Source organism: Rothia terrae (assembly GCF_012396615.1).
GTDB classification, from domain to species: domain Bacteria; phylum Actinomycetota; class Actinomycetes; order Actinomycetales; family Micrococcaceae; genus Rothia; species Rothia terrae.
The window spans coordinates 109,602-126,079 of record NZ_JAAXPV010000006.1; the positions used below are offsets into that span (position 1 = coordinate 109,602).

Consider the following 16,478-nt stretch of genomic DNA (forward strand, 5'->3'; position numbering starts at 1 on the left):
GACCAAATGTCCAACGAATCTTCACTTGGTTTGATGCGTATTGGCCTTGCCACCGCCGAGGATATCCGCGGCTGGTCATACGGCGAGGTTAAGAAGCCTGAGACCATTAACTACCGAACCCTGAAGCCTGAGAAAGAGGGCTTGTTCGACGAGCGTATCTTCGGTCCTACCCGCGACTGGGAGTGCTACTGCGGTAAGTACAAGCGTGTACGCTTCAAGGGCATCATCTGCGAACGCTGTGGTGTTGAGGTTACCCGCGCTAAAGTACGTCGTGAGCGTATGGGTCACATTGAGCTTGCTGCTCCTGTAACTCATATCTGGTACTTCAAGGGTGTTCCTTCACGCTTGGGTTACCTGCTTGATCTGGCTCCGAAGGACCTTGAAAAGATCATCTACTTCGCTGCGTACATGATTACCAGCGTTGATGAGGACGCGCGTCACGAGGATCTGCCGAATCTTCAGGCAGCTCACGATCGTGACAAGAAGGTTCTCACCGATCAGATGAACTCCGACATCAACCTGATTGCTCGCGAGACCGAAGAGGAACTCGCTCGCATTGAGGCTGAGGGCGGCAAGAAGTCGCAGATCGATAAGCTTCGTGCGCAGGCTGAACGTCAGATGGCGTCAGTTCGCAAGAATCACGAACGCGAAATCGAGTTCCTTGACAAGGTATGGGACCGTTTCAAGAACCTCAAGGTTGCTGACCTTGAAGGTGATGAGGCGCTCTACCGCTCAATGGTTGATAAGTACGGCATGTACTTCGAGGGCTCAATGGGTGCTGAATCCATTAAGAAGCGCCTTGAGAACTTTGACATGCAGGCTGAGGCTGACGCTCTGAAGGAAATCATTCAGACCGGTAAGGGTCAGAAGAAGACCCGTGCGCTGAAGCGTCTTAAGGTTGTCAACTCATTCTTGACTACCGATAACTCACCTTTGGGTATGGTCTTGGACGTTGTGCCGGTTATTCCGCCGGAACTTCGCCCCATGGTTCAGCTTGATGGTGGCCGCTTTGCGACCTCCGACTTGAACGACCTCTACCGTCGTGTGATCAACCGTAACAACCGCCTCAAGCGTCTGCTTGATCTTGGTGCTCCCGAGATTATCGTGAACAACGAAAAGCGTATGCTGCAGGAAGCTGTTGACTCACTGTTCGACAATGGCCGTCGCGGTCGTCCTGTGACTGGCCCGGGTAACCGTCCGCTGAAGTCACTGTCAGACATGCTTAAGGGTAAGCAGGGTCGCTTCCGTCAGAACCTTCTGGGTAAGCGCGTTGACTACTCAGGTCGTTCAGTTATTGTTGGTGGTCCTCAGCTGCAGATGCACCAGTGTGGTCTGCCTAAGCAGATGGCGCTTGAGCTGTTCAAGCCCTTCGTGATGAAGCGCCTTGTTGATCTCAACCATGCTCAGAACATTAAGTCCGCAAAGCGTATGGTGGAGCGTTTCCGCCCGCAGGTGTGGGACGTTCTCGAAGAGATCATCACCGAGCACCCCGTGCTCTTGAACCGTGCACCTACCCTTCACCGCCTGGGTATTCAGGCGTTCGAGCCTCAGCTCGTTGAAGGTAAGGCTATTCAGCTGCACCCGCTCGTATGTTCAGCGTTCAACGCTGACTTCGACGGTGACCAGATGGCAGTTCACCTGCCGCTGTCACCCGAGGCTCAGGCTGAAGCTCGTGTTTTGATGCTCTCATCAAACAACATTTTGAAGCCCTCAGACGGCCGTCCTGTTGCGGTTCCTGACCAGGATATGATTATCGGTCTGTACCACCTGACCACTCCGCGTGATGGTGAGAAGAACGAGGGTCGTGCGTTTAGCTCATTGGCTGAAGCAATCATGGCAATGGATCTGCACGAGATTGAGCTGTACACCAAGGTCAAGATCGCTCTTGATGACTTTGTGCCTCCGGCAGGTTACGAGCTTCCGGAAGGTTACCAGCCCGGTGACCGCCTGCTCGTTGACTGCTCTGTTGGTCAGGTTCTGTTCAACCAGACTCTGCCCGCTGACTACCCCTGGTACGATGGCGTTGCAGATAAGAAGGGCCTTGGTGCTCTGATTAACGATCTGGCTGAGAAGTACCACATGGACGTCGTGGCACGTACCTTGGACAACCTGAAGAACACCGGTTTCTACTGGGCATCACGTTCAGGCGTTACCGTTGCGGTTTCAGATATTGCTGCGCCTCCGACCAAGCCCGCCATTATGGAAGGCTACGAGAAGCAGGCAGCTGATATTCAGAGCCAGTTCGATCTCGGTCTGATTGACGATGACGAGCGTCGTACCGAACTGATTGATATTTGGACCAAGGCAACTGACGAGGTTGCTGCAGCTATGCGCGATAACCTCTCAGGTTTGAACACCATTAACCGAATGGTTACTTCAGGTGCGCGTGGTAACTGGATGCAGGTTCGCCAGATTGCGGGTATCCGTGGTCTTGTGGCAAACCCGAAGGGTGAAATTATGCCTCGCCCGATTAAGTCTTCATACCGTGAAGGCTTGTCGGTCTTGGAGTACTTCATCGCAACCCACGGTGCGCGTAAGGGTCTTGCTGATACCGCGCTTCGTACCGCAAACTCCGGTTACTTGACCCGTCGTCTGGTTGACGTTTCACAGGACGTTATCGTTCGCGAGCACGACTGTGGCACCAAGCGTGGTCTGACCTTGCCTTTGGTTCAGGTTGACGAAGAGACCGGTGCAGTAACCCTGCATGATGAGGTTGAGAACTCAATCCACGGTCGTGCGTTTGCTGTTGATATCAAGGACGCTGAAGGTAACGTACTGGTTTCTGCTGGTGAGGACGTTTCCGATCCCGTTATCGAGAAGCTGTTTGCTGCTGGTATCGAGTCAGTCAAGGTTCGCTCAGTCCTGACCTGTGAGTCCGCAGTCGGTGTTTGTGCACTGTGCTACGGTCGCTCCATGGCATCCGGCAACTTGGTTGATATCGGTGAGGCTGTTGGTATTATTGCGGCTCAGTCAATTGGTGAGCCCGGTACCCAGCTGACCATGCGTACCTTCCACACCGGTGGTGTTGCATCAGCAGACGATATTACTCAGGGTCTGCCCCGTATTCAGGAGCTCTTCGAAGCACGTACCCCTAAGGGCGTTGCTCCGATTTCTGAGGTTGCAGGTCGTATCTCGATTGAAGATACCGAGAAGTCCTACAAGCTCGTAGTTACTCCTGACAACGGCGATGAGCCTATCGCATACCCCGTTCTGCGTCGTGCACGTTTGAATGTGGCTGAAGGCGATCACGTCAACGTTGGTGACCAGCTGGTTTCCGGTGCTGTTGATCCCAAGGAGGTTCTGCGTATTCGTGGTCCTCGTGAGGCTCAGAAGCACTTGGTTGATGAGGTTCAGGGCGTTTACCGTTCACAGGGTGTAGGTATTCACGATAAGCACGTTGAGGTTATCGTCCGTCAGATGCTCCGTCGCGTCACCGTGATTGAATCCGGCGATACCTCACTGTTGCCCGGTGAGCTGGTAGAGTCCACGACCTTCCAGTCAGCTAACCGTCAGGCACTTGCAGAAGGCAAGCGTCCTGCGGCTGGTCGTCCGGAAATGATGGGTATTACCAAGGCATCACTGGCTACCGAGTCATGGTTGTCTGCAGCGTCCTTCCAGGAGACCACCCGCGTTCTGACTCAGGCTGCTATGGAAGGCAAGTCTGATCCGCTGGTTGGTCTTAAGGAGAACGTCATCATCGGTAAGCTCATTCCGGCTGGTACCGGTCTGGCACGCTACAACGATGTTGAAGTTGGGCCTACTGACGAGGCTCGTGAGTCACTGTACTCAGCAACTCCGACCATGTTCTCTGATTTCAGCTACGCTGCTGAGAACGAGGGTTCTGTTGCTCCTGAGTTCCAGGCTATTCCGCTGGATGATTACAACTTCGGTCAGTAATCACTAGCTGATAAATAAAGGACGCGGTTTCTCTTCCACCGGGGGAGGGCCGCGTCCTTGGTTTTTGGTGGCTAAAGTAGTTAGCCAAAAGTCGCATAAGTTACATCGGTGCAATTTGGCAGACTCTAAGTGTCGTAAATCATCGAATTTAAGCCATATGTAGCGATATCGCGGTGTTAACGGGCTAGCTTAAGCGCTCGTATGCCGCTATAGTTTTATGTGAAGTAGTTAGCCTCAGTGTGAAAATATGAATTTTCTGATCTGTTGTTACAACAGATACGTTGCTATCTGGCTTCGAATCAATGGCAGTATGGATACAGTCCTTTGGCGTTGATCATTTTTGATCTGACGCCTAAATGCCATTTTTACGCATGCCCAGATACTTTTCTCTTGCTGGGAAAGCTGAGGCAAGCAATCGACAAGGGATTTATCCGGACGAAGATCGGTAAATTCTAAGAACAATCAAGGAACACGAATAGTGCCTACAATTCAGCAGTTGGTCCGCAAGGGCCGTACTCCTAAGGTCGTAAAGACTAAGGCGCCCGCTCTGAAGGGCAGCCCCATGAAGCGTGGCGTGTGCACCCGTGTGTACACCACCACCCCTAAGAAGCCGAACTCAGCACTCCGTAAGGTTGCTCGTGTAAAGCTCAACGGTGGCGTTGAAGTAACCGCTTACATCCCCGGTGAGGGTCACAACCTGCAGGAGCACTCAATCGTGCTCGTTCGCGGTGGTCGTGTTAAGGATCTCCCCGGTGTTCGCTACAAGATCGTTCGTGGCGCTCTGGATACCCAGGGTGTTAAGGGCCGTGGTCAGGCTCGTTCACGCTACGGCGCTAAGAAGGAGAAGAAGTAATGCCTCGTAAGGGTCCCGCTCCCAAGCGTCCTCTCGTCAATGATCCGGTTTACGGTTCACCGCTGGTAACTCAGCTCATTAACAAGGTTCTGGTTGACGGTAAGAAATCAACCGCTGAGCGCATTGTTTACGGTGCACTCGAAGGTGTTGCTCAGAAGAGCGGCTCTGATCCCGTAGTAACCTTGAAGAAGGCTATGGACAACGTCAAGCCTTCACTGGAAGTGCGCTCACGCCGTGTTGGTGGCGCAACTTACCAGGTTCCGGTTGAGGTTCGTGCAGGTCGCGCAACTGCGCTTGCACTTCGCTGGCTCGTTGGCTTCTCAAAGGTCCGCCGCGAAAAGACCATGACTGAACGTCTGATGAACGAGATCTTGGATGCGTCCAACGGTCTCGGTGCCGCTGTGAAGCGTCGCGAAGACGTACACAAGATGGCTGAGTCTAACAAGGCCTTCGCACACTACCGCTGGTAATTCTTTGAGTAGCCTGCCAGATTTGATATATGAATCTGGCAGGCTTTCAAAGTATCTTCACAAAGGGAGAGACAAGTGGCACAAGACGTGCTTACCGACCTTAATAAGGTCCGCAACATTGGTATTATGGCGCACATTGACGCCGGTAAGACCACCACTACTGAACGTATTTTGTTCTACACCGGTATTAACCATAAGATTGGTGAAACCCACGATGGTGCTTCAACCATGGACTGGATGGCACAGGAGCAGGAACGTGGTATTACCATTACTTCTGCTGCTACCACCTGTTTCTGGAAGAACAACCAGATCAACATCATCGATACCCCCGGCCACGTTGACTTCACTGTTGAGGTTGAGCGTTCACTGCGCGTTTTGGACGGCGCAGTTGCTGTATTCGATGGTAAAGAGGGTGTAGAACCCCAGTCAGAGACCGTATGGCGTCAGGCTGATAAGTACGAAGTTCCCCGTATCTGCTTCGTCAACAAGATGGACAAGCTGGGTGCTGACTTCTACTTCACCGTAGACACCATCGTTAAGCGTCTCGGCGCTAAGCCCCTCGTTATGCAGCTCCCCATCGGTGCTGAAAACGACTTCGTTGGCGTTGTTGACTTGCTGACCATGCAGGCATTTGTATGGCCTGGCGATGCTAAGGGCGACGTTACCATGGGTGCTTCATACGAGACCCGTGAAATCCCTGAAGAACTTCAGGAACGCGCTGAGCAGTACCGTGCAGAGCTCGTTGAAAACGTAGCCGAGGCGTCAGAAGAACTCATGGAAAAGTACCTTGAAGAAGGCGAGCTTTCCATCGAGGAACTCAAGGCTGGCGTCCGTCAGTTGACCGTTAACAACGAAGCATACCCCGTATTCTGTGGTTCAGCATTCAAGAACCGCGGCGTACAGCCCATGCTCGACGCTGTTATCGATTACCTGCCTTCACCCTTGAACGTGCCCCCGATGATCGGTCACGACCCCAAGGACGAAGAGAAGGAGATGACTCGTAAGCCTTCAAGCGATGAGCCGTTCTCAGCTCTCGCCTTCAAGGTTGCGGCACACCCCTTCTACGGCCAGCTCACCTACATCCGCGTTTACTCAGGTAAGGCATCATCAGGTCAGCAGGTTCAGAACTCAACCAAGGGTAAGAAGGAACGCATCGGTAAGCTCTTCCAGATGCACTCCAACAAGGAAAACCCTGTTGATGAGATCCAGGCAGGTCACATCTACGCTGCTATCGGTCTGAAAGACACCACCACCGGTGATACTCTGTGCGATATGGCTAACCCCATCGTTCTTGAGTCAATGTCCTTCCCTGCTCCCGTGATCTTCGTGGCTGTTGAGCCCAAGACCAAGGGTGACCAGGAGAAGATGTCAACCGCTATTCAGAAGCTGTCTGCGGAAGACCCCACCTTCACCGTTTCACTGAACGAAGAAACCGGTCAGACCGAAATCGGTGGTATGGGTGAGCTTCACCTCGACATCATCGTTGACCGCATGAAGCGCGAATTCAAGGTTGAGGCTAACATCGGTAAGCCTCAGGTTGCTTATCGTGAGACCATCAAGAAGAAGGTCGAAAAGGTCGACTACACCCACAAGAAGCAGACCGGTGGTTCCGGTCAGTTCGCGAAGGTTCAGGTTTCATTCGAACCTATCGCACTGGATGCAGAAGAGCTTTACGAGTTCGATAACGTCGTTACCGGTGGTCGTGTTCCCCGCGAATACATCCCCTCCGTTGACGCTGGTATCCAGGACGCTATGCAGCTCGGTATCCTCGCTGGATACCCCGTTGTTGGTGTAAAGGCAACCTTGATTGATGGCGCTTACCACGATGTTGACTCATCTGAAATGGCGTTCAAGATCGCAGGCTCAATGGTTTTCAAGGAAGGCGCTAAGCGCGCTAACCCGGTTCTCCTCGAACCGCTGATGGCTGTTGAAGTTCGTACCCCTGAGGAATACATGGGTGACGTTATCGGTGACTTGAACTCACGCCGTGGTCAGATTCAGTCCATGGAAGACGCTGCAGGTGTGAAGATTGTTCACGCACACGTGCCGCTGTCAGAAATGTTCGGTTACATCGGTGACCTGCGTTCAAAGACCCAGGGTCGTGCAGTATACACCATGACCTTCGATAGCTACTCTGAGGTTCCGAAGGCTGTTGCCGACGAAATCATTCAGAAGGCTCGTGGCGGAGAGTAAAATCTCATTGCCCGTGACTTTATGAGCGAAACGCTGTAAAGTCACACTTAAATTTCACAAAAATGATACTTTGAGTACATCATCCAGTTTCAACATGCCGGCGTAATCCGCTATTGTTATGGCTAGACCGTTTTCATACGGGTTGCGCCGGTTGTTGAAACCGCAGCATGTATTCAAAACTGTTCTAGGAGGAACACCCTTGGCTAAGGCTAAGTTCGAGCGCTCCAAGCCTCACGTAAACGTTGGTACCATTGGTCACGTTGACCACGGTAAGACCACCCTTACCGCTGCAATCTCCAAGGTTCTGGCTGACAAGTACCCGGACCTGAACGAGCAGCGCGACTTCGGTATGATCGACTCCGCTCCTGAAGAGCGCCAGCGCGGTATTACCATTAACATTGCTCACATCGAGTACCAGACCGAGAAGCGCCACTACGCACACGTTGACGCTCCCGGCCACGCTGACTACGTCAAGAACATGATCACCGGTGCGGCTCAGATGGACGGCGCAATCCTCGTGGTTGCAGCTACCGACGGCCCCATGGCACAGACCCGCGAGCACGTTCTTCTTGCTCGTCAGGTTGGCGTTCCCACCCTGCTTGTTGCACTCAACAAGTCAGATATGGTTGAGGACGAAGAACTTCTCGACCTCGTTGAAATGGAAGTTCGCGACCTTCTGTCATCACAGGAATTCGACGGCGACGACGCTCCCGTTATCCGCGTTTCAGCTCTCAAGGCTCTTGAAGGCGACGCTGAGTGGGTAGCTAAGGTTGAAGAACTCATGGATGCAGTTGACAACTACATTCCGGATCCTGTTCGTGAAACCGACAAGCCCTTCCTCATGCCTATCGAGGACGTTTTCACCATCACCGGTCGCGGTACCGTTGTTACCGGCCGTGCAGAGCGTGGTACCCTCAAGATCAACTCTGAGGTTGAGATCGTTGGTATCCGCCCCATCCAGAAGACCACCGTTACCGGTATCGAGATGTTCCACAAGCAGCTCGACGAAGCATGGGCAGGCGAGAACTGTGGTCTGCTTCTTCGTGGTCTGAAGCGTGACGACGTTGAGCGTGGTCAGGTTGTTGTAGCTCCCGGCTCAATCACCCCCCACACTCAGTTCGAGGCAAACGTTTACATCCTTTCAAAGGATGAGGGTGGCCGTCACAACCCCTTCTACTCAAACTACCGTCCTCAGTTCTACTTCCGTACCACTGACGTAACCGGCGTTATCACTCTTCCCGAGGGTACCGAAATGGTTATGCCTGGCGATAACACCGAGATGACCGTTGAGCTCATCCAGGAAATCGCAATGGAAGAGGGCCTCGGCTTCGCTATCCGTGAGGGTGGCCGCACCGTTGGTTCAGGTCGCGTTACCAAGATCATCAAGTAATTGAGCGAATCTTAGAGAACGTGAACCTAAGAACTTAGGTTGATCTTTCTAGGTGGAGTCCGTAGCAACAGTTACGGGCTCCACTTTTGTTTAAAGTCAAAAGTGCGTGCCATTCTATGAATTTTAAGAACGTGAGGAATGTCAAACCTGGATTCTTGAATGAGAGCCCTCAAAGTAAGCTATTCATTTGTTTTAGGGACTAGGGTTGTAGGGCATTATCAATTTACTGAGGATCAACCTTATGTCTCATTCAGATTCTTCTCGTGCAAAGGGAAATAACGGAATTATCATCGTTGCTGCGATGATGCTTTTTTCGATGTTTTTCGGTGCCGGAAACCTGATTTTCCCGCCAGTTCTTGGTGCTCAAGCAGCGGATAATTTTCCCCCGGCTATTTTGGGCTTTCTGACGACCGGCGTCCTACTGCCTGCTCTAGCGGTGATTGCTATTGCTATCACTGGAAGCGATATTCGTTCACTCACTTTGCGAGGCGGCAAAGTATTTGGTCTGATTTTCCCGGTCCTTGTTTACCTCTCAATTGGTGCCTTTTACGCTCTACCTCGTACCGCGACAGTAAGCTTTTCAACTATTGTGACCCCAAATTTTGGATGGGATTCTTGGGGATCGCGAATCGTTTTTTCTGCTGTCTTCTTTGCTATTGCTTTGGCGTTAGCATTCGAGCCCACCGGTATTGTCGACCGCTTGGGTAAATATTTGACACCCGCATTGCTCATATTGCTTTTGGTGCTCATTGTGATGGCGCTTGTAAAGATGACGAGTGCGCCCGCTGAGCCCGCTGAGGATTTCCAGTCTCTTCCCTATGCAACAGGTTTTGTGGAGGGATATCTGACGATGGACTCGTTGGCTGGTCTGGCTTTTGGAATTGTAGTTGTCAGCTCGATTCGTGAAAAAGGCGTACCACGTGGACCCCAGCTGGTGAGCAGCGTCCTTAAATCAGCAATTATCGCTTGTCTTATTCTCGGTGCTGTCTACTTAGGCTTGGGCGTTATCGGACACCGTATGCCTAACGGGCAAAGCTTTAGCGATGGAGCTACTCTGCTGGCTGAGGCATCTAACATCCTCATGGGCGGCGCAGGAGCTGTTGTCTTTGGGCTCATCGTCTTGCTTGCTTGCATGACAACCGCAGTTGGACTGCTGGGTGCATGTTCAGAGTTTTTTGCTGCATTATTCACGAAGGTGTCTTACCGTGCATGGTTGATCATTTTTACTCTTATTGCGTTCGTAGTATCAACCACCGGTCTTGAAACCGTGATTGCCATTGCTGGGCCAATTATTGGTTTCTTGTACCCTTCAGCAATTACTCTCATTTTCTTGACGCTGTTTGAACCGTTGACGGGGCGACGTCTGAACATGACCTTTAAACTGGCTTTGATAGTCTCCATTGTGTGGGCGGGTCTCATGACGCTGGAGAGCCTTGGAATTGGAGCAAACGTCATTGCTTCTGCCATTGACTGGTCACCGGGACACGCTCAGCAACTGGGCTGGGTAGTTCCCACTGTCATCGGTGGAATTATTGGTTTTGTTATTGACCTGATGGGCTCAAAGCGTGCTGTTCGATTGGGTGGCGAAACCCAAGCTGAAGCTGAGCGTCGCGTAGAAGCGCAATAAATGTTAGACGAGTAGGAAATGGGGCGTTGCCAGTGATGGTGACGTCCCATTTTTTGTATCTACGAAAGGATCTTTACTAGACGAGTAGGGGAGTCATTCTGAAAATCTGAGAATAGCTTCTTTGTGTCTCTAACCACTTGGTTCATATATGTGTTGCGTTCATATGGGGTATCTGGCAAGATAGTAAACGTTGTTCAAGCGCTTATCGCTGTATACGAGCAAAAATTCTCACAAGAATGGATGCCAGATAAGCCCAAATATGACCCGATTCTAAATGTGCTCGGAAAATGTTTAGCAGGTTTTATGCGACACGCCCGAGCGCGGGGGTCGGTGCTTCAACAGGTTGAGGAACCCGAAACCTCGGATTCAGTCTGATTGAAGCGGCGCAAAAGAACTTCTCGAAGTTTCGTTAGTTCTTTTCCTTATAAAGCGCCACAATAAGGAGCAAACGCTCCGTTACAGGGAAGTACTTCAGAAAGAGAGTCCGACAGATGGCGGGACAGAAAATCCGCATCCGTCTGAAGTCATATGACCACGAGGTTATTGACTCATCAGCTCGGAAAATCGTTGAGACGGTTACGCGCGCAGGCGCTACAGTAGTTGGCCCCGTGCCGCTGCCGACCGAAAAGAACGTTTACGTAGTTATCCGTTCACCCCATAAGTACAAGGACAGCCGCGAGCATTTCGAAATGCGTACTCACAAGCGTCTTATCGACGTGGTTGATCCGACTCCGAAGGCTGTTGATGCACTTATGCGTCTTGACCTTCCGGCAGACGTGAACATCGAAATCAAGCTGTAAGAGGATCGTCTCAAAAATGACTAACAAATTCGAACGCCAGGTGAAGGGCCTGCTCGGCACCAAGCTTGGCATGACCCAGGTCTGGGACGAAAACGGCAAGTTCGTGCCGGTTACTGTCGTCAAGGCCGATTCCAACGTAGTAACCCAGCTGCGCAATGCAGAAACCGACGGCTACGAAGCTGTTCAGATCGGTTTCGGCGCTATTGAAGCTCGCAAGGTAACCAAGCCTTTGGCTGGTCACTTCGAGAAGGCTGGCGTAACTCCTCGCCGTCACCTCGTTGAACTCCGCACCTCAGATGCTGCTGAGTACTCCCTCGGTCAGGAACTGACCGTAGAGCTCTTCGAAGCAGGTCAGAAGGTTGACGTAGTTGGCAAGACCAAGGGTAAGGGCTTCGCAGGCGTCATGAAGCGTCACGGCTTCGCAGGCGTAGGCGCATCACACGGTGCTCACAAGAATCACCGTAAGCCCGGTTCAATTGGTGGCGCATCATACCCCGCACGTGTGTTCAAGGGTATGCGTATGGCTGGCCGTATGGGCGCAGCACGTCACACTACCATGAACCTGACTATCCAGGGTGTAGACGCAGAAAACAACGTACTTTTGATCAAGGGTGCAATCCCCGGTCCTAAGGGCGGCGTTGTTCTGGTTCGCACTGCTGTGAAGGGAGCCTAATTACAATGGCTGTTAAGACCCTCAAGGTAGATTTGCCCGCAGACCTGTTCGATGCACAGGCATCAGTGCCTCTGCTTCACCAGGTAGTTGTTGCACAGCTTGCAGCAGCACGCCAGGGCACTCACAAGACTAAGAACCGCGGCGAAGTTTCCGGCGCAGGTCGTAAGCCCTTCAAGCAGAAGGGTACCGGCCGTGCACGTCAGGGCTCAATCCGCGCACCGCATATGACTGGCGGTGGCGTTGTACACGGTCCTACTCCGCGTAACTACGCACAGCGTACCCCCAAGAAGATGATTGCAGCTGCACTCCGTGGCGCACTTTCAGACCGCGCACGTAACGGTCGCGTTCACGTTGTTGAAACCCTGGTAGAAGGCACCAAGCCCTCAACCAAGGCAGCAAAGGCAGCACTTGCATCAATCTCAGCTCGTAAGAACGCTCTCGTTGTTATCGATCGCAAGGAAGACGTTGTTGCATTGTCAGCTCGTAACCTTGAAAACGTACACGTTCTCTACGCTGACCAGCTGAACACCTACGATGTTCTGGTTTCAGATGACGTTGTATTCACCAAGGATGCATTTGACGTATTCGTCGCAGTTGCTTCTAAGGCTAAGAAGGAGGCCGCTAAGTAATGAGCGTCCTGACTTACAAAGATCCCCGCGACGTTGTTATTGCACCCGTCGTGTCAGAAAAGAGCTACTCACAGCTCGATGAAGGTAAGTACACCTTCCTGGTTGACCCCAGCTCAAACAAGCTGGAAATCAAGCAGGCTATCGAAACTATTTTCGATGTAAAGGTTGCTTCAGTAAACACCGCCAACCGTGCAGGTAAGCGCAAGCGCACCCGTTTCGGCTGGGGTGCTCGCAAGAACACCAAGCGTGCGATTGTGACCCTCAAAGAAGGCACCATCGACATCTTCGGCGGTCCGCAGGCATAAGGCCCGCGGAGACCACTTTAGCGAAGGAAAAATATCTAAATGGGTATTCGTAAGCACAAGCCGACGACCCCGGGTCGCCGTGGCTCGAGCGTTGCAGATTTCGCAGAAATCACTCGCTCAACCCCGGAAAAGTCCCTGGTTCGCCCGCTTCCTAAAAAGGGCGGCCGTAACAACACCGGTCGCATCACTACCCGTCACAAGGGTGGCGGACACAAGCGTCAGTACCGTCTGATCGACTTCCGTCGTCACGACAAGGACGGCGTAAACGCACGCGTTGCACACATCGAGTACGATCCCAACCGTACCGCTCGCATCGCACTTCTGCACTACGTAGACGGCACCAAGCGTTACATCATCGCTCCTAACCGTCTCAAGCAGGGCGACGTTGTTGAATCAGGTCCCAGCGCAGATATCAAGCCCGGCAACAACCTGCCGTTGCGTAACATCCCCGTTGGTACCGTTATCCACGCTGTAGAGCTTCGCCCCGGTGGCGGCGCTAAGATGGGCCGCTCAGCTGGCGCATCAATCCAGCTCGTGGCTAAGGAAGGCAAGTACGCTCAGCTGCGTCTGCCTTCAGGCGAAATCCGCAATGTTGACGTTCGCTGCCGCGCAACTGTTGGTGCAGTTGGCAACGCAGAGCAGTCAAACATCAACTGGGGTAAAGCAGGACGTAACCGCTGGAAGGGCATCCGCCCGACCGTTCGTGGTGTCGTTATGAACCCGGTTGACCACCCCCACGGTGGTGGTGAAGGTAAGACCTCAGGTGGCCGTCACCCGGTTAACCCCAACGGTAAGCCCGAGGGTCGTACCCGTCGTCCCAACAAGGAAAGCGACAAGCTCATTGTTCGTCGCCGTCGTACTGGCAAGAAGCGCTAAGGAGCCTGAAACATGCCTCGTAGTTTGAAGAAGGGCCCTTTCGTTGATCAGCACCTTTTCTTGAAGGTTGCAGCTCAGAACGAGAAGGGTACCAAGAATGTAATTAAGACTTGGTCCCGCCGCTCGATGATTATCCCCGACATGCTCGGACATACCATCGCAGTGCACGACGGACGTAAGCACGTACCGGTATTCATTACCGAGTCAATGGTTGGACACAAGCTCGGCGAGTTTGCGCCCACCCGTACTTTCCGTGGCCATGTGAAGGACGACCGTAAGGGTAAGCGTCGCTAAGTCGGTTATACCGATTTAGTCTCGTAACCCTTTCGGCAAAGACGAAAGAGAGATAGGCATGGAAGCCAAGGCATCAGCGCGCTATGTACGCGTTACGCCTATGAAGGCACGCCGAGTCGTCAACCTGATCCGTGGTAAGCAAGCGGAAGAGGCTCTGGCAATTTTGAAGTTCGCTCCTCAGGGCGCTTCAGAACCGGTGTACAAGATCGTTGCATCAGCTGTTGCAAACGCTCGCCAGAAGGCAAACGCTGAAGGCGTTTCCTTCAAGGAAGAAGAGCTGTTCATCAGCGAAGCATTTGTGGATGAAGGACCCACCATGAAGCGTTTTCAGCCTCGTGCACAGGGTCGCGCATTCCGCATCAACAAGCGCACCAGCCACATCACCGTGGTTGTTGCGACCCCGTCAGAGGAGGAGGGCCGCTAAATGGGTCAGAAAATTAACCCGAACGGTTTCCGACTGGGCATCACCACCGGACACGTTTCAAAGTGGTTCGCAGACTCCAACAAGCCTGGCGAACGTTACGCTGACTTCGTAAAAGAAGACGTTCAGATTCGCGAACTCCTGTCCAAGGGCATGGAGCGCGCAGGTATCGCAAAGGTAGAAATCGAGCGTACCCGTGACCGCGTACGTGTGGACATCCACACTGCACGCCCCGGTATCGTTATCGGTCGCCGCGGTGCAGAAGCTGATCGTATTCGCGGCGAGCTGGAAAAGCTCACCGGTAAGCAGATTCAGCTGAACATCCTCGAAGTTGCACAGCCTGACCTGTCAGCACAGCTTGTTGCACAGGGCATCGCAGAGCAGCTCGCTTCACGTGTGGCATTCCGCCGCGCAATGAAGAAGGCTATTCAGTCAGCACAGCGCGCAGGCGCTAAGGGTATTCGTATCCAGTGCTCAGGCCGCCTCGGTGGCGCTGAAATGTCACGTTCAGAGTTCTACCGCGAAGGTCGTGTACCCCTGCACACCCTGCGTGCAAACATCGACTACGGCTTCTTCGAAGCTAAGACCACCTTCGGTCGCATCGGTGTTAAGGTATGGATCTACAAGGGCGACCTGACCGACAAGGAACTGGCTGCACAGCAGGCTGCAGGTAACCGTCGTGGCGGCCGTGGTGGCCGTGATGGTGACCGCCGTCGTGGTGGCAACCGTGGTCCTCGTCGTGAACGTCGTAACGACAACGCTTCAGCAAACACTGAAGCAAAGACTGCAGAAAACGGTGAGGCATAAATGCTTATTCCCCGTCGAGTAAAGTACCGCAAGCAGCACCACCCCAAGCGTAACGGTCTCGCCAAGGGCGGCACCGAGGTTACCTTTGGTGAGTGGGGCATCCAGGCACTGAGCCCTGCATACGTGACCAACCGTCAGATTGAGGCTGCACGTATTGCTATGACCCGTCACATCAAGCGTGGCGGTAAGGTCTGGATCAACATTTACCCCGACCGTCCGTTGACCAAGAAGCCTGCTGAAACCCGTATGGGTTCCGGTAAGGGTTCACCCGAATGGTGGGTCGCAAATGTAAAGCCCGGTCGAGTCATGTTTGAACTCTCCGGTGTATCCGAAGAAGTGGCACGCGAAGCTATGCGCCTCGCAATCCACAAGCTCCCGATGAAGGCACGCGTTGTGCGTCGCGAAGGTGGTGAATAAGAAATGGCAGTTGGATCAAAGGATCTGAACATCGACAAGCTCGCAGAGCTCTCCAACGAGAACCTGGCTGACGAGCTGCGCAAGTCGAAGGAGGAACTATTCAACCTCCGTTTCCAGGCAGCCACCGGCCAGCTTGAAAACCCCGGTCGTATCCGTACCGTCAAGCGCGATATTGCACGCATTTACACCGTGCTGCGTGAGCGTGAGCTCGGTATTCGTCCCTCAACCGAAGGTTAAGTCAAGTGAGTGAAGTAAAGACTGAAGAGCGCGGCTACCGCAAGACTCGCCGTGGCTACGTAGTGTCCGACAAAATGGACAAGACTGTAGTCGTTGAGGTCGAGGATCGCGTTAAGCACGCACTGTACGGCAAGGTTATGCGCCGTAGCTCAAAGATCAAGGCACACGACGAGCAGAACACTGCTGGTATCGGTGACTTGGTTCGTTTGGCAGAGACTCGCCCGCTGTCAGCGTCAAAGCGCTGGCGCGTGGTAGAGATTATCGAAAAGGCTAAGTAAGCCCTTTTCGTTCTCTACTAGAACATGAGCTAAAAAGGCTCCTTCCACGAAAGTGGAAGGAGCCTTTTTGTTTTAATCCAGTGGGCCAAACGGTAGAAATTGAAGTATAACTTACTTAAAGATAAGGTAAGGCTTAGTAAAAGATTTGCTAGGGCTAAATCAGTCGGTAAATGCCGTGTTTTTCGAGGCTTATTCAAAAGTCCCACCAGCCGCCAAAAACACCAACCCGCGAACTACCGAGAACACCCGCTGATACGAGCTCAACGGCCGTCTGAAACCCATGTGCAGAACCCGCCAGGTCTTAATGTGAG

The 16,478-nt window shown here is 52.8% G+C and carries 17 protein-coding genes; all 17 read left to right on the plus strand.

Translation table 11 applies throughout. The features are described 5' to 3' along the window. Nucleotides 1-6 precede the first annotated feature (6 nt). Entirely contained in the window at nucleotides 7-3,897 is a 3,891-nt protein-coding gene (locus HF984_RS04880) for a DNA-directed RNA polymerase subunit beta' (RefSeq protein WP_168614561.1), read from the plus strand. Between the two features lie 478 nt (nucleotides 3,898-4,375). Continuing rightward, nucleotides 4,376-4,750, plus strand: coding sequence for a 30S ribosomal protein S12 (gene rpsL / locus HF984_RS04885; RefSeq protein ID WP_168614562.1), 375 nt, complete (start codon nucleotides 4,376-4,378; stop codon nucleotides 4,748-4,750). Further along, nucleotides 4,750-5,220 carry a 30S ribosomal protein S7 gene (gene rpsG / locus HF984_RS04890; protein ID WP_168614563.1) on the plus strand — a complete coding sequence of 157 codons (471 nt, stop codon included), beginning with the start codon at nucleotides 4,750-4,752 and terminating at the stop codon, nucleotides 5,218-5,220. Before rpsL ends, rpsG begins: the two co-directional genes overlap by 1 nt. 75 nt (nucleotides 5,221-5,295) lie before the next feature. Next, nucleotides 5,296-7,413, plus strand: a complete 2,118-nt coding sequence (gene fusA / locus HF984_RS04895; protein ID WP_168614564.1) for an elongation factor G — start codon at nucleotides 5,296-5,298, stop codon at nucleotides 7,411-7,413. Between the two features lie 199 nt (nucleotides 7,414-7,612). Then, complete coding sequence (gene tuf / locus HF984_RS04900) at nucleotides 7,613-8,803, plus strand: elongation factor Tu (protein ID WP_168614565.1); 1,191 nt, start codon at nucleotides 7,613-7,615, stop codon at nucleotides 8,801-8,803. Between the two features lie 241 nt (nucleotides 8,804-9,044). Continuing rightward, the gene (brnQ, locus tag HF984_RS04905; RefSeq protein ID WP_168614566.1) at nucleotides 9,045-10,430 is read left to right on the plus strand and encodes a branched-chain amino acid transport system II carrier protein; all 1,386 of its coding nucleotides are present in this window, start codon (nucleotides 9,045-9,047) and stop codon (nucleotides 10,428-10,430) included. A 491-nt stretch (nucleotides 10,431-10,921) separates the two neighbouring features. After that, on the plus strand, nucleotides 10,922-11,230 hold the full coding sequence (rpsJ, locus tag HF984_RS04910) for a 30S ribosomal protein S10 (protein WP_168614567.1): 309 nt from the start codon (nucleotides 10,922-10,924) through the stop codon (nucleotides 11,228-11,230). Between the two features lie 16 nt (nucleotides 11,231-11,246). Continuing rightward, nucleotides 11,247-11,903, plus strand: a complete 657-nt coding sequence (gene rplC, locus HF984_RS04915; protein WP_168614568.1) for a 50S ribosomal protein L3 — start codon at nucleotides 11,247-11,249, stop codon at nucleotides 11,901-11,903. A gap of 5 nt (nucleotides 11,904-11,908) precedes the next feature. Beyond that, nucleotides 11,909-12,532, plus strand: coding sequence for a 50S ribosomal protein L4 (rplD, locus tag HF984_RS04920; protein WP_168614569.1), 624 nt, complete (start codon nucleotides 11,909-11,911; stop codon nucleotides 12,530-12,532). Then, complete coding sequence (gene rplW, locus HF984_RS04925) at nucleotides 12,532-12,837, plus strand: 50S ribosomal protein L23 (RefSeq protein ID WP_168614570.1); 306 nt, start codon at nucleotides 12,532-12,534, stop codon at nucleotides 12,835-12,837. The genes rplD and rplW overlap by 1 nt, the downstream gene beginning before the upstream one ends. A gap of 39 nt (nucleotides 12,838-12,876) precedes the next feature. Beyond that, nucleotides 12,877-13,713, plus strand: coding sequence for a 50S ribosomal protein L2 (rplB, locus tag HF984_RS04930; RefSeq protein ID WP_168614571.1), 837 nt, complete (start codon nucleotides 12,877-12,879; stop codon nucleotides 13,711-13,713). A 12-nt stretch (nucleotides 13,714-13,725) separates the two neighbouring features. Continuing rightward, nucleotides 13,726-14,007, plus strand: a complete 282-nt coding sequence (rpsS, locus tag HF984_RS04935) for a 30S ribosomal protein S19 (RefSeq protein WP_168614572.1) — start codon at nucleotides 13,726-13,728, stop codon at nucleotides 14,005-14,007. Between the two features lie 58 nt (nucleotides 14,008-14,065). Beyond that, a complete protein-coding gene (gene rplV / locus HF984_RS04940; RefSeq protein WP_168614573.1) occupies nucleotides 14,066-14,431 on the plus strand; it encodes a 50S ribosomal protein L22 in 366 nt (121 codons plus the stop codon). Continuing rightward, nucleotides 14,432-15,235 carry a 30S ribosomal protein S3 gene (gene rpsC / locus HF984_RS04945; protein WP_168614574.1) on the plus strand — a complete coding sequence of 268 codons (804 nt, stop codon included), beginning with the start codon at nucleotides 14,432-14,434 and terminating at the stop codon, nucleotides 15,233-15,235. It begins immediately after the preceding gene. Continuing rightward, complete coding sequence (gene rplP / locus HF984_RS04950; protein WP_168614575.1) at nucleotides 15,236-15,652, plus strand: 50S ribosomal protein L16; 417 nt, start codon at nucleotides 15,236-15,238, stop codon at nucleotides 15,650-15,652. A gap of 3 nt (nucleotides 15,653-15,655) precedes the next feature. Continuing rightward, nucleotides 15,656-15,889 carry a 50S ribosomal protein L29 gene (rpmC, locus tag HF984_RS04955; RefSeq protein ID WP_168614576.1) on the plus strand — a complete coding sequence of 78 codons (234 nt, stop codon included), beginning with the start codon at nucleotides 15,656-15,658 and terminating at the stop codon, nucleotides 15,887-15,889. Nucleotides 15,890-15,894: 5 nt separating this feature from the next. Next, complete coding sequence (gene rpsQ / locus HF984_RS04960; RefSeq protein WP_168614577.1) at nucleotides 15,895-16,167, plus strand: 30S ribosomal protein S17; 273 nt, start codon at nucleotides 15,895-15,897, stop codon at nucleotides 16,165-16,167. Nucleotides 16,168-16,478: the final 311 nt, after the last annotated feature.

What these genes read in the sequence shown, in the direction of transcription:
- HF984_RS04880 (WP_168614561.1), top strand. Translation starts at nt 7, where the DNA reads ATGTCCAACGAATCTTCACTTGGTTTGATGCGTATTGGCCTTGCCACC.
- rpsG (WP_168614563.1), top strand. Translation starts at nt 4,750, where the DNA reads ATGCCTCGTAAGGGTCCCGCTCCCAAGCGTCCTCTCGTCAATGATCCG.
- brnQ (WP_168614566.1), top strand. Translation starts at nt 9,045, where the DNA reads ATGTCTCATTCAGATTCTTCTCGTGCAAAGGGAAATAACGGAATTATC.
- rpsJ (WP_168614567.1), top strand. Translation starts at nt 10,922, where the DNA reads ATGGCGGGACAGAAAATCCGCATCCGTCTGAAGTCATATGACCACGAG.
- rplC (WP_168614568.1), top strand. Translation starts at nt 11,247, where the DNA reads ATGACTAACAAATTCGAACGCCAGGTGAAGGGCCTGCTCGGCACCAAG.
- rplD (WP_168614569.1), top strand. Translation starts at nt 11,909, where the DNA reads ATGGCTGTTAAGACCCTCAAGGTAGATTTGCCCGCAGACCTGTTCGAT.
- rplW (WP_168614570.1), top strand. Translation starts at nt 12,532, where the DNA reads ATGAGCGTCCTGACTTACAAAGATCCCCGCGACGTTGTTATTGCACCC.
- rplB (WP_168614571.1), top strand. Translation starts at nt 12,877, where the DNA reads ATGGGTATTCGTAAGCACAAGCCGACGACCCCGGGTCGCCGTGGCTCG.
- rpsS (WP_168614572.1), top strand. Translation starts at nt 13,726, where the DNA reads ATGCCTCGTAGTTTGAAGAAGGGCCCTTTCGTTGATCAGCACCTTTTC.
- rplV (WP_168614573.1), top strand. Translation starts at nt 14,066, where the DNA reads ATGGAAGCCAAGGCATCAGCGCGCTATGTACGCGTTACGCCTATGAAG.
- rpsC (WP_168614574.1), top strand. Translation starts at nt 14,432, where the DNA reads ATGGGTCAGAAAATTAACCCGAACGGTTTCCGACTGGGCATCACCACC.
- rplP (WP_168614575.1), top strand. Translation starts at nt 15,236, where the DNA reads ATGCTTATTCCCCGTCGAGTAAAGTACCGCAAGCAGCACCACCCCAAG.
- rpmC (WP_168614576.1), top strand. Translation starts at nt 15,656, where the DNA reads ATGGCAGTTGGATCAAAGGATCTGAACATCGACAAGCTCGCAGAGCTC.